Origin of the sequence: Bacillus sp. NEAU-242-2 (assembly GCF_027853835.1) — a bacterium.
Taxonomy (GTDB): Bacteria; Bacillota; Bacilli; order Bacillales; family Bacillaceae; genus Bacillus; species Bacillus velezensis.
Genome location: NZ_JAPNNY010000004.1, coordinates 70,890 through 84,557, shown reverse-complemented (window position 1 = coordinate 84,557; position 13,668 = coordinate 70,890). Strand labels below are relative to the sequence as shown.

18 protein-coding genes are annotated in these 13,668 nt (G+C 45.4%); 12 read left to right on the top strand and 6 right to left on the bottom strand.

Going from position 1 to position 13,668, the window contains the following annotated elements; genetic code table 11:
• Nucleotides 1–121: 121 nt before the first annotated feature.
• Nucleotides 122–1,045, top strand: a complete 924-nt coding sequence (locus tag OWN49_RS13615) for a ring-cleaving dioxygenase (protein ID WP_176283375.1) — start codon at nucleotides 122–124, stop codon at nucleotides 1,043–1,045.
• 2 nt (nucleotides 1,046–1,047) lie between these two features.
• Nucleotides 1,048–1,650, top strand: a complete 603-nt coding sequence (locus OWN49_RS13610; protein WP_077722464.1) for an alpha/beta hydrolase — start codon at nucleotides 1,048–1,050, stop codon at nucleotides 1,648–1,650.
• 43 nt (nucleotides 1,651–1,693) lie between these two features.
• Here OWN49_RS13610 and OWN49_RS13605 read toward each other — a convergent pair whose 3' ends face one another.
• Nucleotides 1,694–2,302 carry a nitroreductase family protein gene (locus OWN49_RS13605; RefSeq protein WP_031379019.1) on the bottom strand — a complete coding sequence of 203 codons (609 nt, stop codon included), beginning with the start codon at nucleotides 2,300–2,302 and terminating at the stop codon, nucleotides 1,694–1,696.
• Between the two features lie 129 nt (nucleotides 2,303–2,431).
• On the opposite strand from OWN49_RS13605, the gene OWN49_RS13600 reads away from it, so the two are divergent.
• Entirely contained in the window at nucleotides 2,432–2,773 is a 342-nt protein-coding gene (locus OWN49_RS13600; RefSeq protein WP_003153729.1) for a winged helix-turn-helix transcriptional regulator, read from the top strand.
• 39 nt (nucleotides 2,774–2,812) lie between these two features.
• Here the strand turns inward: OWN49_RS13600 and OWN49_RS13595 are convergent, their stop codons facing one another.
• Both OWN49_RS13595 and OWN49_RS13590 read right to left on the bottom strand, forming a co-directional pair.
• Complete coding sequence (locus OWN49_RS13595; RefSeq protein ID WP_077722463.1) at nucleotides 2,813–3,181, bottom strand: hypothetical protein; 369 nt, start codon at nucleotides 3,179–3,181, stop codon at nucleotides 2,813–2,815.
• A gap of 52 nt (nucleotides 3,182–3,233) precedes the next feature.
• Entirely contained in the window at nucleotides 3,234–3,623 is a 390-nt protein-coding gene (locus tag OWN49_RS13590; protein WP_003153733.1) for a tautomerase family protein, read from the bottom strand.
• Nucleotides 3,624–3,776: 153 nt separating this feature from the next.
• Here OWN49_RS13590 and OWN49_RS13585 point away from each other — a divergent pair, with 153 nt between their 5' ends.
• Nucleotides 3,777–4,016, top strand: coding sequence for a hypothetical protein (locus OWN49_RS13585; RefSeq protein WP_031379021.1), 240 nt, complete (start codon nucleotides 3,777–3,779; stop codon nucleotides 4,014–4,016).
• A gap of 34 nt (nucleotides 4,017–4,050) precedes the next feature.
• Here OWN49_RS13585 and OWN49_RS13580 read toward each other — a convergent pair whose 3' ends face one another.
• Complete coding sequence (locus OWN49_RS13580; RefSeq protein ID WP_031379022.1) at nucleotides 4,051–4,515, bottom strand: hypothetical protein; 465 nt, start codon at nucleotides 4,513–4,515, stop codon at nucleotides 4,051–4,053.
• Nucleotides 4,516–4,612: 97 nt separating this feature from the next.
• Between OWN49_RS13580 and rarD the strand changes: the two genes are divergently transcribed.
• The 4 genes from rarD to bshB2 all read left to right on the top strand — a co-directional run bounded on the left by rarD (nucleotide 4,613) and on the right by bshB2 (nucleotide 6,885).
• Nucleotides 4,613–5,509: an EamA family transporter RarD gene (rarD, locus tag OWN49_RS13575; RefSeq protein ID WP_077722462.1), complete on the top strand. Its 897-nt coding sequence runs from the start codon at nucleotides 4,613–4,615 to the stop codon at nucleotides 5,507–5,509.
• 67 nt (nucleotides 5,510–5,576) lie between these two features.
• Nucleotides 5,577–5,855 carry a hypothetical protein gene (locus OWN49_RS13570; RefSeq protein WP_003153742.1) on the top strand — a complete coding sequence of 93 codons (279 nt, stop codon included), beginning with the start codon at nucleotides 5,577–5,579 and terminating at the stop codon, nucleotides 5,853–5,855.
• Nucleotides 5,852–6,202, top strand: a complete 351-nt coding sequence (locus OWN49_RS13565) for a YojF family protein (RefSeq protein WP_003153743.1) — start codon at nucleotides 5,852–5,854, stop codon at nucleotides 6,200–6,202. The genes OWN49_RS13570 and OWN49_RS13565 overlap by 4 nt, the downstream gene beginning before the upstream one ends.
• A 17-nt stretch (nucleotides 6,203–6,219) precedes the next feature.
• A complete protein-coding gene (bshB2, locus tag OWN49_RS13560) occupies nucleotides 6,220–6,885 on the top strand; it encodes a bacillithiol biosynthesis deacetylase BshB2 (protein ID WP_070081973.1) in 666 nt (221 codons plus the stop codon).
• A gap of 27 nt (nucleotides 6,886–6,912) precedes the next feature.
• On the opposite strand, the gene OWN49_RS13555 is transcribed toward bshB2, so the two are convergent.
• Together OWN49_RS13555 and OWN49_RS13550 are read right to left on the bottom strand one after the other, a co-directional pair.
• Entirely contained in the window at nucleotides 6,913–7,761 is an 849-nt protein-coding gene (locus tag OWN49_RS13555) for an STAS domain-containing protein (protein WP_070081972.1), read from the bottom strand.
• 13 nt (nucleotides 7,762–7,774) lie between these two features.
• Nucleotides 7,775–9,136, bottom strand: coding sequence for an MATE family efflux transporter (locus OWN49_RS13550; RefSeq protein WP_077722461.1), 1,362 nt, complete (start codon nucleotides 9,134–9,136; stop codon nucleotides 7,775–7,777).
• 277 nt (nucleotides 9,137–9,413) lie between these two features.
• Between OWN49_RS13550 and cdaS the strand changes: the two genes are divergently transcribed.
• The 4 genes from cdaS to OWN49_RS13530 all read left to right on the top strand — a co-directional run bounded on the left by cdaS (nucleotide 9,414) and on the right by OWN49_RS13530 (nucleotide 13,606).
• Entirely contained in the window at nucleotides 9,414–10,040 is a 627-nt protein-coding gene (cdaS, locus tag OWN49_RS13545) for a sporulation-specific diadenylate cyclase CdaS (RefSeq protein WP_176283374.1), read from the top strand.
• Nucleotides 10,041–10,158: 118 nt separating this feature from the next.
• Nucleotides 10,159–11,370 (top strand): macrolide family glycosyltransferase, encoded by a 1,212-nt coding sequence (locus OWN49_RS13540; RefSeq protein WP_077722460.1) that lies wholly within the window; start codon nucleotides 10,159–10,161, stop codon nucleotides 11,368–11,370.
• 320 nt (nucleotides 11,371–11,690) lie between these two features.
• Nucleotides 11,691–12,932 (top strand): C40 family peptidase, encoded by a 1,242-nt coding sequence (locus OWN49_RS13535; RefSeq protein ID WP_077722459.1) that lies wholly within the window; start codon nucleotides 11,691–11,693, stop codon nucleotides 12,930–12,932.
• An 83-nt stretch (nucleotides 12,933–13,015) separates the two neighbouring features.
• Entirely contained in the window at nucleotides 13,016–13,606 is a 591-nt protein-coding gene (locus tag OWN49_RS13530; RefSeq protein ID WP_057080768.1) for a superoxide dismutase family protein, read from the top strand.
• Nucleotides 13,607–13,668: the final 62 nt, after the last annotated feature.

The following is a 13,668-nucleotide window of genomic DNA, read 5'->3' as shown; positions in this document are numbered from 1 at the left end:
TATTTTTCAGAAAAAAAAGAATTCTATTACTTTTTTAACTGAAACACTTTAGTTGCATCTTCATTCATATTAAATTAGAATAGTTAATATCTCGAACTCAAGATATTTAGGAGTGAATACATTGAATACACAAGGATTGCACCATGTTACCGCATTTGCAAAAGATCCTGCTGAAAATCTTCGGTTTTATACTGAAGTGCTGGGTTTGCGGCTTGTTAAAAAAACCGTTAATTTTGACGACCCGGCCACTTATCACTTTTATTTCGGCAACCAAAACGGAGAGCCGGGCACGATCATTACATTTTTTCCTTTTCAGGGAAGCCGCCCGGGAACCGTGGGAAAAGGGCAGGCCGGAAGAATTTATTTTTCCGTGCCGAAAGGAGCACTCGCGTTTTGGAAGCGCCGGCTTGAAGAAAACGGCTTGTCTGTAAAAGAACAGATCATGCTGTCTGAACAAGTCCTTCTCTTTAATGATACAGAAGACCTGCCGCTTGCCATAATGGAAGATGAAAGAAGCGGACAGAGTGAATGGACTCCTTCGGGCATTACTGAAAAAGAAGCGATCACAGGCATGAGAGGTGTTCTTCTGTACTCGTACCGTCCTGAAGCAACCATTCAATTTCTCATAGAACGCTTCGGTTATTCAAAGACAGGAGAAGAAAATCAGATTGTCAGGCTGCAATCGGAGGCACGGATCGGACATATTATAGATGTTGACCTTGCGCCGAAAGAAGCAGGTACCGGCGGTTACGGGACAGTTCATCATGTCGCTTTCCGCACGAGCGAAAAAGAGCAGGCGGAGTGGAAGGACATTCTTGCTGATTCTCATCTTGCTTCATCTGACATTCTTGACAGGTCTTACTTTACTTCAATCTATTTCAGAGAAAGCGGCGGCATTTTATTTGAAATGGCAACCGATGAACCGGGCTTTATGACGGATGAATCCTTTGAAAATCTCGGAACAGAGCTGAAGCTTCCGGAATGGCTGGAAGAGCATCGCAGTCAGATTACAGCTGTTCTGCCCAAAATGGAGAAAGGAGAATGATGATGAAACATGTGTTTGAACAGGGAACGTCAGAAAATGTTCTGCTGCTTTTGCACGGAACGGGAGGAAATGAACATGATCTTCTGTCGCTCGGACGTTTTATCGATCCGAACGCAAGTCTGCTAGGGGTCAGAGGATCAGTGTCAGAAAACGGCATGCCCCGTTTTTTTAAGCGGCTGAAAGAAGGCGTATTTGACGAGAAAGATTTAATTGAACGGACGGAAGAATTAAAGAATTTCATTGATGAAGCGGCGCAAATGTACGGGTTCAGCAGAGAAAACGTGATTGCTGCCGGCTATTCAAACGGCGCCAATATTGCAGCAAGTCTTTTGTTTCATTATAAAGATGTACTGAAAGGAGCGGTTCTGCATCATCCGATGGTGCCGATACGCGGAGTGAAGCTGCCTGATATGGAAGGGCTGCCTGTGTTTATCGGTGCGGGAAAACGCGATCCCCTATGTACAAAAGAAGAATCGGAGGAGCTTTATCAGTATCTGAAAGATGCTCATGCATCCGTTGCTCTTGAATGGCAGGAGGGCGGTCATCAGCTCACACAGCAGGAAGCCGAGCAGGCACGAGCCTGGTACAGTGAGCGATTCCTATAAAAAACCCTTAGTCCGCTTAAGCGGACTAAGGGTTTCTTTCATCTTACAGCCAAGTTGACACTTTAGATACAGGCAGCCGGTTGCTTTTATGCGCCGGCTTAACGGCTTTACCGATTGAAATCAGCATGACGGGCACGAAACGCTCGCTCACGTCGAATTCCTTAACGAATTGCTCTTTATTGAATCCGCCGATCGCGCAAGTGTCGTAGCCTTTTGCTTTAGCGGCAAGCATCAGCTGCATCGCTGCTAAAGAAGCGTTTAAAAATGCTGAATCGCGGGCAAACTGATCATTTTGGTATGCACCGTTAATCTGGCCTAAAAGCGTTTGTTTAATCTCTTCTGTGATATTGCCTTGCTCAGCCAGTTCAGCATAAACTTCTTCACCATTTTCATTTGCTTTTAAGTCGCCTAATACGGCAATAACTGCTGATGAATCAATAATCTGTTTTTGATTAAAAGCAACCGGAAGCAGGGCAGCTTTTGCTTCATCACTGTGAAAGACTTGAAAATGCCAATGCTGAAGGTTCCAGGCGGAAGGCGCTTGCGTTGTGATTTCAAGGAGTTCTGTCAATTCCTCTTTTGTAATGACCGCGTCTTTATCGTATTCTTTAACAGATGCGCGTTCCTTTAAAACGTCTAATACGGATGTCATCATGTTTCCTCCTTCGGATAAACGTGTTATCATAATAGAAAAGTTAGAAGCTTACTAAATGTAACTCGAAAACTAATTTTAATGGATCACAAAAAACTTGTCAATTCATAGATGAAGGGATGAACTCACGTGGGATATACAATGTGTCCTAAAATGGAATCCGCTTTTTCTCTTTTGGGAAAGCGCTGGAACGGCCTCATTATCCATGTACTGATGGACGGGCCGAAACGATTTAAAGATATGACCGAAACGATACCGACAATCAGCCAAAAAATGCTCGCGGAGCGGCTCAAAGAGCTGGAACAAAATGAAATCGTCGAGCGTCAGGTGCTGCCTGAAACACCTGTCAAAGTCATTTATAAACTGACTGATAAAGGCATGGCCCTGCAAGCCGTTTTTCAGGAAATGCAAAAATGGGCAGACAGTTTTTGCGAGCCCGGGGGATCTGCGAACGACACATGTGATGAATAATAAAGGCTGCCCAAGGCAGCCTTTTCTTAATGATAATGTTTAATCGTCATAAAAACCATTAATATCAAAATTGTTCAGATTGAGGTTCAAGCCTTTTAATTGCTTTAATAAAGCATCGAATGTAAGGAAATGATCATTTTTACATTCCGCCGGAACATCGTTTGGAGAAAATAGTTCCATTCCTCCCTCAATCCACTGTTTCCGGTATAACTGAAATGCCGCTTCAATTAAATGATCAGGCGTTACAATAAACCCTAAGCTTACGTCATGGTCCTCACTGTAGCCGAATTCAAACCCGCAGCAAGGGCAGATATCAAATGTTTTTTGATATTCGCCGTTATAAACGGGATTTGTCTCTAATCCTTTAAATCCGCATATCAAACAAGGATACAACTCACTAACCAACATACATCCCTCTTTTATTCAGTTTGCAATCATTCAGAACAAGCGGGGAGGCCTTTTACAGTTTCCCGGTTAAAAACTGAGCCTCACCGAGCCCGAAGCTCCAATCGGCGTTCCCGTTTTCTGTAATGGAAATCATGACGTCCTCGGGTGATATGCCGCATTCTGTTTTAAGCTGATCAGCCATCAGTTGATATAACGTTTCTTTCTGATGTTCGGTGCGCGCTTTGCTGACAATGCTGATGATGACAAGATCTTTGCTTCTTTTGAAACCGAGCCCGGTATCTTCAATGATAAGCTCATGAGGCCGATGCTGGTGAACGATCTGATAACGGTCCGTTACTGGGACGTCAAAAGCTTTAACCATGGCGTAATGGGCGGTATCCAGTAATTTTTTTAATGCTGCGTCATCCCGGCCTTCAATAACGTCAAAACGAAGTAATGGCATATTTTATTCCCCCTGACAGTTTTATAATGTCGCAACTTGTAAAAAAAGTATAACAGCAATATCAGAGAGAGGCACAAGTTGTTACAACCGCCCAATCAATTTCCTCATTTTATGAATACGCTTAAGAATAGGCAGACATAAAGGAGGAAAAACATGTACCCTCGTCATGCATTGTATCGCGGGAATTTCGGTCCTGCCGGATTTCCGGCGAGAAGTCCTTTTTTGTTCGGCGCTCCTTTATTCGGCGGATTTTTAGGCGGTCTTCTCGGAGGCGTGATTGCCACAGGTTTTACAAGACCCCGCTTTCCGTACGGGTTCGCCGGTTACGGATACGGAGGCGTCCCATACGGCGGTTTCGGGCCGGGAGCCGGCGGTTATCCGCCATTTTATTAAAGAAAAAACGGCCTGCATCGCGCGGGCCGTTTTTTTATCTTAAAATCTCCACTTCCGATAGATTGTAGTCTTCCTGTTTTGAAAACATAACTTCAATCATCCCGTCTTTATAGACTGCTTTTGTTCCTTTCCGTTTGACGAGGCTCGGAAGTATGATTTCTTTTTTTCCTTCTCCCAGGCTGCTGTTCTCTACAACGAGGCTGTGTGACGTATGCTTAATCCTGATACGGTCGAGTTCCTCTTGTTCGGCGGGAATTTTCGCAAAAACATGATCGGATGTTTCAAACAGGTCAATTTCCGGCTTGGGCGGTTCCGCTTCGACCGGATCGGTCTTTTTGGACATCGGGTCGCGAAAAGGGAACTGTCCGGCATAACCGGCGCCGAATACGCTTTCCATCACTCGGTTGACATATGTCTCGACATCTTTCGGATCAGCATTTTTAAACGTTTCTTTAGAGAACTGATTTTGGAAGGGAAAATATCTGTTCCAATCAAACACGGCATCTCACCCTTTCTTAACGGACAACATAGTATATGCCCGCCGGAAGCTTCCCGTGATATAATATAATCTGTTTACAGAAAGGAAGGGGAAGGCCGTGCAAGGGAATAACGTAAGAAAAGGAATCATTTATACCGCTTGTTCTTTCGCCATGTGGGGGCTGTTTCCGGTCTATTGGAAACTTCTTGAACAAATACCCGCATTGGACATTTTAGCTCACCGGATTTTATGGTCATTTGTTTTCATGTGTGTGCTTTTAACTGTGCTTAAGAAGTGGAAAACCGGATGGCGTGAACTGCGTCTTTTGAAATCGGAAGGGGGCCTGCTGGCGCTTTTTTTCGCTTCCGTTTTAATTTCCGTTAATTGGTTTGTGTACATATGGGCCGTCAATCACGGCTTTTTGCTTGAAGCAAGTCTCGGGTACTACATTAATCCGCTCGTTTCCGTTCTTTTGGGCATCCTATTCTTAAAAGAAAAGCTTAACAAGATGCAAACAGCAGCCGTTTCTATTGCCGGGGCGGCCGTGCTCATATCTGCGTTTCAATATGGCGCGGTTCCTTATATCGCATTGCTGCTTGCATTCAGCTTCGGCCTGTACGGCTTATGTAAAAAAAGAACCCGCATGTCCAGCACGATCGGGCTGACGCTGGAGACGCTTTTGATTACCCCGGCTGCACTTATTTATTTAGGATTTACAGCTGACGGGAGCACTTTTGGCTCCTTGGGGGCAGGAACATGGGCGCTCCTATTTTTCGCAGGCGTATTTACGGCCCTGCCGCTGTTATTGTTTGCAGAGGGGGCAAAGCGTCTGCCGCTGTATCAAGTCGGCATTTTGCAATATATAGCGCCGACCATTACCCTTATGCTCGGCGTGTTTGTGTATCATGAACCGTTTTCCGGGCAAAAAGCGTTTACCTTCATTTGTATATGGGCAGCATTGCTTTTGTTTACCTTTTCACAGATAAAATGGAAGCGGCCGATAAAAAGCCGCTAAGCCTTTCGCTTTCCAGCGATAGCTTAAATTATGTATAATCATTACGAGTATGTAAAGGAGCTGTACAATGGGCACTGATAAAGACATAGCAAAAGCCTATCAGGCACTGTGGAATAACCGCACTCTCCCGGCTTCAACCCTTGAAGAAGCGGAGAAGGCGATTGATCTTGAACTGCTTGATCAAAGAACACATCCGAGGCTCCGGAAGTCACCCGAGGAAAAGTTTGCTCTGGCGGTGCAGCGAATTGTAGATTCCCGGCTGCGGCCGATTGAGAAATATGAATTGGTTGAACTACATACGAAGCGTTTGCAATTTTTAAAAGAAGAAAGAGGGGAGCAGCTATGAAAGCGATCATAAAAGAAGATGTGCAAACTTCTTTAGAGCGATATGCCGATCGTCCTGTATATATCCATTTGGAAACAACGACCGGTTCTTATTCAGCGCATCTGAATGAGAAAAACATGACGGTTGTAGCCTATATACGCAATGCAAAAGTGACGTACCATCAGGCGAAAATCAAAGGAAACGGCCCGTACCGCGTCGGTTTGAAAACAGAAGAGGGCTGGATTTACGCAGAAGGTTTGACTGAGTATACAGTAGATGAAGAAGACCGTTTGTTAATGGCGGGGCATCTGCCGGGCGGAAAATTGGCGATTTCGCTTCAAATCAGCGAAAAGCCGTTTACAGTTTAAAGAAAAGGGTGAAAATCATGAAAGAACATGTACTCGTCATCCTGCCTCACCCTGATGATGAATCATACGGAGTGGCAGGACTGATTGCTTTACACAGACAAAAAAATATTCCCGTTACGTATGCATGCGCAACGCTTGGCGAAATGGGCCGGAACATGGGAGATCCCTTTTTCGCGAACCGTGAAACACTGCCGCTGTTAAGAAAGCAAGAGCTGATTGACGCATGTAAAGCAATGGACATTACTGACCTGAGAATGCTCGGGCTTCGTGATAAAACACTTGAATTTGAAGATGACGAGTGGCTCGCGGATATGATGGAAGAGATTATCGACGATGTAAAACCGAGTCTGATTGTCACATTCTATCCGGAGCACGGCGTCCATCCGGATCATGATGCATGCGGCGAAGCGGTCATCAGAGCGCTTTACAGAAAGAAAAAAGAGGACCGCCCGCGCACGCTTTGCATGGCAATCACCCGCAACAGGGAGGAAGCCGTCGGCAAGCCTGATGTCATTCTTGATATTAAAGAGGTTGCCGATATTAAAATGAATGCCTTAAAAGCGCACCGCACCCAAACGGAAGGCATGCTGAGAGAGCTGGAAGAAAAAATTAAAAATAACGAGCCGGTTCTTCAGACATGGTTTGAAGAAGAAGTGTATTGGACATATCCGTGGAAAGACTGATAAAAAAAGGGATAAGGCTGAAATGCCTTATCCCTTTTTTTGTGTCAGATCGGAAGCGATCGCTTCCGCAAGCGAAGACCGTATTGATAAATTTGAAAAACTCAGTCCGAGCTGTACCGCGGTTTGGGCGATTTCAGGGCGGATTCCGGATAATGTCGCTTTCACGCCGAGCATTCCGAGTGATTCAATTAAGGTGAAAAGCTGTTGGGCAACCATCGTATCAACCATGGCTACGCCTGATAAATCAATGTACAGCTGCGTGATGCGCTTCTCTGAACACTGGTGCAGCGTATTCTCCAAAATCATTTTGGCTCTTGCCGTGTCAATATCCCCGATCAGAGGCAGCAGTCCGACATTGTCAAAAAGCACAATGACCGGCGAGCTCAGCTCGGTAATCAATTCTTTTTGCGCTTCAAGCTGAATGTTTGTGTTTTTATACATTTCCTCTATGAAAATATGAATGACCACATCAAACGATTTAATCAGCGTATGGAATATATCTTCGGCATCTTCTTCTGTCACGGTGTCTGAATGAAGTCTGGTAAACTGCTTTACATGGCCGACATACAAATCACGAACTCTGATAAACTCGCGAATGATGTAATGGATGGGAGTTTTTAAATGTTCTTTATCCCGTGCGGCTTCAAACGCCCACTTTTCCAATGCCGCTGTATATACTTCCTTCTCTTCAGAAAAAATCCGATTGAGTTGATAATTAAACGCCAGATTTTGTTTTTTCAAATTTGTGAGAACAGCCGGGTCAGTAGAAGCATAAACAGAATCAGGATCCGTATCATGAAGGGTATCAAACCATGTCTGACTGATGTCCTCCGCCCGTTCGGTTAAATAATCGTACAGCAGTTTATGTTTTGGCATAGCTGCTCCTCCTTTATAAAATCATCATTTTTTTCACATAACGCTTTTGCAGCTTCATCAGTCTGAAGAATAAACCGACAGCTCCTGCGGCAAGTCCTGCAATTAACCCGATCCAGTAGCCGTATGCCCCGAGGCTCGTGTAAGTGCCGACTGCGTAACCGAGCGGAAGCCCGATAATCCAATACGAAACAAAAGCCGCACCGAGTGTATAGTTGACATCCTTATATCCTCTCAGGGCGCCTTGTATCGGAGCTGCTACGGCATCAGAAAGCTGGAAAAACAGCGCATAGATTAAAAAGTGCTGCGTCAACATGAGCACCTCCGGATCTGATGTATACATTCCGGCGATTTGCGGCCTGAACAGTAAAATGAAAGCCGCCGTGCATAAAGAAAAACAAAGGGCCATCACATTGCCGATATAGCTGTATGACCGGGCATCCCTGTAGCGCTTTGCCCCTGCTTCAAAGCCGACTAAAATCGTCATGGCCATAGATACGCTGAGCGGCAGCATATACAAGAGGGAAGCAAAATTCATTGCCGCCTGGTGGGCTGCAATTGTCACCGTCCGGAAATGGCTCATTAGAAGTGTGACAGCCGCAAAAATGCTCGTTTCAAAAAATACCGCAAAACCGATAGGCAAACCGATTTTCAAAAGTTTTCTGCATTCAGACGGAGAAAAACGGTACAGTTTCCGAAAAACAGAGTACCCGGCAAACGGCTCAAATCTGAAGACGATAAAAAAGCTGATGGCGCAAATACACCAGTAAGTCAGGGCGGAAGCGAGCCCCGCACCGACTCCGCCCAATGCCGGCATGTTGAATTTCCCGAAAATAAATACATAATTTAAAACAAAATTAATAGGCAATGAGCAAAGCGTAATAAGCATCGTGACTCGCGTTTTGCCGAGTGCGTCAATAAACGAGCGCAAAACGGCGTACACAAACAAAGGAAAAATACCGAGGGATAAAAAGCCTAAAAAGTGTTTGGCGATCGTCCGGACACGAGGTTCCAGGCCCAAATGTCCCAAGATCATATCAACGGTGAAAAAGCCGATCAGGATAACCGCCGCACTGAGAATGGCCGCTACATAAACGGCCTGGATGACGGAAAACGGCACTTCCTTTCGTCTGCCGGCTCCAAACAGCTGCGAAACAACGGGCGTAACGGCCATTAATATTCCTGCAAGGCCCGTATACACCGGCGTCCACAGGCTTGAACCGATTGCAACACCGGCTAAATCGGCGGCGCTCACTTTCCCTGACATCACCGTATCCAAAAAGGTGATCAGGGAAAGGCCCGCCTGCGTGATTAAAATCGGAATGAAGATATGTAACAGCTGTCTGACCTTTTGGCCGATCGTGTTCGTTTCTCTCAATTTAGGTTCCCCGTTTCTTTATTTTAACGAGAGAAATTATAACATTTTATGTATAAAAAGCAATGAAAGCCGGCCTACTCTTTTTTGTCCGGTTTCGGCTTTTTAAACATCTTGGCATAAATGAATGAAAGTGAAATGACCCCTAAAAAGGTGCAGATATATTGCATCAGCCGTGCGAATTCCATATGATGTGCGCCTCCTTTCATGATTATGGTGTACACAGCGGCGCATATCCATGCGCGCGATGCAGAAAATAAGGGAAAGGAGATGATGTGACATGCGCCACACTCAAATGACGGAAAGCGCGTTTACCGCTGCCGTTCAAACGTATTTGAAACAAATTACGGAGGATGCCGGAATGATACTGCGGACATTGGATGAAAAAGACCAATGCCTTCTTTGCGAATTAGATGAACTGGGACATACGTTTCAGGAAATGCAGGCTGTCGCTTCGTCGTTTTACCTGCAGTCATATATCGAACATTTTACGCCTTCCTATACAGAGCTGGCGAGGGCCGTGCAGCATCTGGCGGAAGAAAAGCACGGAGCGCTGATTGTGATTGAACGTGCAGATCCGCTGGACGGAATGATACAAAAAGGGACCAGCCTGCATGCCGAGATCAGTTCAGCTTTAATTGAGAGTATTTTTTATCCCGGCAATCCGCTTCATGACGGAGCCGTATTGGTCAGAGAAAACCGGGTTGTATCAGCAGCCAATGTGCTTCCGCTCACAACAAAACATGTCAATCTCAAATACGGGACGCGCCACAGGGCCGCGATGGGACTTTCGGCCGTGACTGATGCACTCGTGCTCGTTGTTTCAGAAGAAACGGGGAAAATGTCCTTTGCTAAAGACGGCGGACTGTATCCGCTTGTTTCGCCGCGGGCGCTTCATACGAAATAATAAGAAAATGGGAATATTGTACCCATTTAATATTAATAAGGTGAACATCTTTACCTTTTTCTGTATTGATGTTATCGTTTAAATATACATAAAATTTAAAAGAATAGGGAGTGGAAAGATGGCAAATGTATTGATGATCGGCTTTCCGGGAGAAGGCCATATCAATCCGTCTTTAGGCGTCGTAAAAGAACTGAAGGCAAAAGGGGAACATGTCGTATATTACGGCGTGAAGGAATATGAGAACAAAATCGCGTCAAGCGGAGCGGAATTCCGTGAATATGAAGATTTCCGAAAAGATGAATTCGGAAAAAACGCAACTGGTGATGAACAGCGGGACGCTACCGAGTTTTTGCTATTAATGATTGAGACTTCCGAAAAAGCCGCACTCCGTATTCTTGAGGAAGTAAAAGATGAGTCCTACGACTACATCCTGTATGATCATCATTTTCTGGCAGGAAGGCTTGTGAGAAATAAGCTGAAACTGCCGGCATATTCACTTTGCACGACATTTGCAATGAATGAAGCATTTATTAAAGAAGTGTTTTCAAATACAAACCTTGTATCAGAGGAATCATCTCATTATCCGGCTTATACCGAAGCGGTCAGCCGGCTCAATGAAGAATTCAGCGCAGACATTAAAACGCCGTATGATATTTTCTCAAATGACGGCAGAAAAACCATCGTATTTACTTCAAGAGCGTTTCAGCCGAAAGAAGAAGAGTTTGGCGATTCTTATCTCTTTGTCGGTCCGTCCATAACTGAAAGGCCGGCGGCTCAGGATTTCCCGTTTGACCAGCTTGAAGGAGAAAAAGTCCTGTTTATTTCAATGGGCACGATTTTTAACAATCAGAAGGAATTGTTTAATAAATGCTTAAAAGCGGTCAGAAACTTTAACGGAAAAGCCGTCATGTCAATCGGCAAACATCTTGATCCGGCGGAGCTTGATGAAATTCCTGAGAATGTCATTGTAAAGCCTTATGTTCCGCAGCTTGAGATCCTGAAGAGAGCGGACTTATTTATCACTCACGGCGGAATGAACAGTACGAGCGAAGGGCTTTACTACAAAACTCCGATGATCGTCATTCCGATGGGCGCAGATCAGTTCGCCGTCGGAAGCCAAGTGGAAAACACGGGCGCGGGCAAGATGTTTAAAAAAGAAGATGTAACAGCGGAGCTGCTCACTGAAGCAATAAAAGAATTGAGCGAAAATCCTGAATATCAGACAAAAGCTTCTGAAATCGGAGAATCCCTGAAAGCGGCCGGCGGAGCACAGCGTGCAGCGGAATTGATAGCAGAAGACGTGAAAACTGCCGAGACCCGGGTTCTGTAATCAGCCGTCACCCGCTTCCTTTAAAGGAAGCGGGCTTTTTTTGATTGTTTTTCGGGAGGATTTTCCACGCCGTAAAGAGAATTGTATGAAAAACAGACAAGAAAGGTGGAATGTCGCGGAAAAAAGCCATGTTATGAAAATGATTCCAAAGTCTTTTGTGAAATGTTCTCAATTTATGTAAAATGTGTGGCATTGGTGATGATCTAAGACCAAATGAATCGGAATTAATGTCGACTTCTGAATGAATCCTGCATAACAGGCGGCGTCCAAAGAAAAGGGACGTCCCTTTCAGCAATGATAAATAGGAGGTTTTTCGTTATATGAAGAAAAAAATCGCAGCCGGACTGGCTGTATCTGCAGTAATGACTTCAACCTTCGCCGTGCATCCCGCTGAAGCAAAAACCATTCAAGTAAAAAGCGGCGACTCTCTTTGGAAGCTTTCCCGGAAATATCATACAAGTATTTCAGCTCTGCAGGCGGAAAATAAACTGAAATCAACGATACTCCACCCAGGACAGCGGCTGCACATTCCCGACGGCAGCGGCACACATAAAACGGGGCAAAAGGGAAAACCAAGCACGGGTGCCTACACAGTTACATACGGAGACTCATTATGGGTGATCGCAAAAAAATACCGAATGAGCGTTTCTGAACTGAGAAGCCTGAACCGTTTGAGTTCAGATGTCATCTATCCGGGCCAAAAACTGAAAATTAAAGGGTCTGCCGGCGGCACGGACGGAGGCGGCAGACAGACAAAGCCTGATAAAGGCGCATCAGGGACTTACACTGTGAAGCCGGGTGACTCGCTGTGGAAAATCGCCAATCAAACCGGCATCACCATCGCCGAACTGAAAAAGCTGAATCAATTAACATCAGACATGCTGTATCCGAATCAAGTATTAAAGATCAAAGGTTCTTCACATAACGGAAACAGCGGCACAACACCGCCATCTCATTCAAATCCTTCTGAGAAGCCATCCACTTACAAAGTAAAAGCAGGCGATTCCCTCTGGAAAATTGCTAATCGGTTCGGTATCACCGCTCAGCTCATCAGAGACAAAAATAAACTGACAACTGATGTTCTTCAAATCGGACAGGTTCTGGTGATTAACGGAACGGGAAAAACAGAAGATCCTGTGCGTCAGCCGGATAACAAACCGGAAAAGCCAAACAAGCCAAATACTCCCGAACCTCCGGTGACAGGGTCAAAGATTGACAGAATGATAGGCGAGGCGAAAAAACATGTCGGCGTACCTTACCGCTGGGGAGGCAATACGCCTGCGGGCTTCGATTGCAGCGGTTACATCTATTACCTTTTAAATAAGGTAAGCTCTGTTTCCCGTCTGAGCACGGCCGGATATTGGAATACGATGAAACATATCAGCCAGCCGTCAGCAGGCGACTTTGTCTTCTTTACGACATATAAAGCGGGCCCTTCTCATATGGGAATGTATTTAGGCGGAGGAGACTTTATTCACGCAAGCTCCTCCGGGGTTGAAATTTCAAACTTAAGCAATCCATATTGGAAAAAAGCTTATTTAGGAGCGCGCAGTTATTTTTAAAAAAAGCCTTTCGGGGCTTTTTTTTGTTTACCATTTTCACGTTTTGACAAGACTGATGGGTAAAAAAATAAGGGGGAGGAAGCATGAATCGTCTCTTGCTTTTTCTCATGCTCGCATCAATTACGCTTTGCGGCTGCGGGGGGAGACCCGCTCCTGTTCCGCCCAAAAAACATGGGGAAAGCCGCGCATTGGAAGCATCTGCATACCGTGAGCATGCCGGACTCATCAATCAAAACGGAAAAACGATCGGATATATCGAAGTGAGGGAATCTGATGATGAAGGGTCAGACATTCATATATCAGCGGGACATCTGCCGCCCGGCGCTTCTCTCGGATTTCATATTTATGAAAAAGGGACATGTCAGGCACCTGATTTCGAATCAGCCGGCGGTCCGTTCAACCCTTTGAACAAAGAACACGGCTTCAACAATCCGATGGGTCATCACGCCGGGGATCTCCCCAATCTTGAAGTGGGGGCTGACGGTAAAGTGGATGTCATTATGAACGCGCCGCAAACTTCATTAAAAGAAGGGAGCAGACTCAGCCTGCTCGACCGGGACGGAAGCGCGTTCGTCATTCATGAACATACGGACGATTATTTAACAAACCCGAGCGGAAATTCCGGAGCCAGAATCGCCTGCGCTCCCCTGACAAAAAGCGCCCGCAGGGAATGAGCCCTTTTGTATTGAGTATACAAGGGCTTTTTTAGTATACTCGGTTATGGAATACAAATGGA

What these genes read in the sequence shown, in the direction of transcription:
- OWN49_RS13570 (WP_003153742.1), top strand. Translation starts at nt 5,577, where the DNA reads ATGGGCACTGATAAAGACATAGCAAAAGCCTATCAGGCACTGTGGAAT.
- OWN49_RS13565 (WP_003153743.1), top strand. Translation starts at nt 5,852, where the DNA reads ATGAAAGCGATCATAAAAGAAGATGTGCAAACTTCTTTAGAGCGATAT.
- OWN49_RS13610 (WP_077722464.1), top strand. Translation starts at nt 1,048, where the DNA reads ATGAAACATGTGTTTGAACAGGGAACGTCAGAAAATGTTCTGCTGCTT.
- OWN49_RS13595 (WP_077722463.1), bottom strand. Translation starts at nt 3,181, where the DNA reads ATGTTGGTTAGTGAGTTGTATCCTTGTTTGATATGCGGATTTAAAGGA.
- bshB2 (WP_070081973.1), top strand. Translation starts at nt 6,220, where the DNA reads ATGAAAGAACATGTACTCGTCATCCTGCCTCACCCTGATGATGAATCA.
- OWN49_RS13530 (WP_057080768.1), top strand. Translation starts at nt 13,016, where the DNA reads ATGAATCGTCTCTTGCTTTTTCTCATGCTCGCATCAATTACGCTTTGC.
- OWN49_RS13605 (WP_031379019.1), bottom strand. Translation starts at nt 2,302, where the DNA reads ATGACATCCGTATTAGACGTTTTAAAGGAACGCGCATCTGTTAAAGAA.
- OWN49_RS13585 (WP_031379021.1), top strand. Translation starts at nt 3,777, where the DNA reads ATGTACCCTCGTCATGCATTGTATCGCGGGAATTTCGGTCCTGCCGGA.
- OWN49_RS13590 (WP_003153733.1), bottom strand. Translation starts at nt 3,623, where the DNA reads ATGCCATTACTTCGTTTTGACGTTATTGAAGGCCGGGATGACGCAGCA.
- OWN49_RS13555 (WP_070081972.1), bottom strand. Translation starts at nt 7,761, where the DNA reads ATGCCAAAACATAAACTGCTGTACGATTATTTAACCGAACGGGCGGAG.
- OWN49_RS13540 (WP_077722460.1), top strand. Translation starts at nt 10,159, where the DNA reads ATGGCAAATGTATTGATGATCGGCTTTCCGGGAGAAGGCCATATCAAT.
- OWN49_RS13535 (WP_077722459.1), top strand. Translation starts at nt 11,691, where the DNA reads ATGAAGAAAAAAATCGCAGCCGGACTGGCTGTATCTGCAGTAATGACT.
- cdaS (WP_176283374.1), top strand. Translation starts at nt 9,414, where the DNA reads ATGCGCCACACTCAAATGACGGAAAGCGCGTTTACCGCTGCCGTTCAA.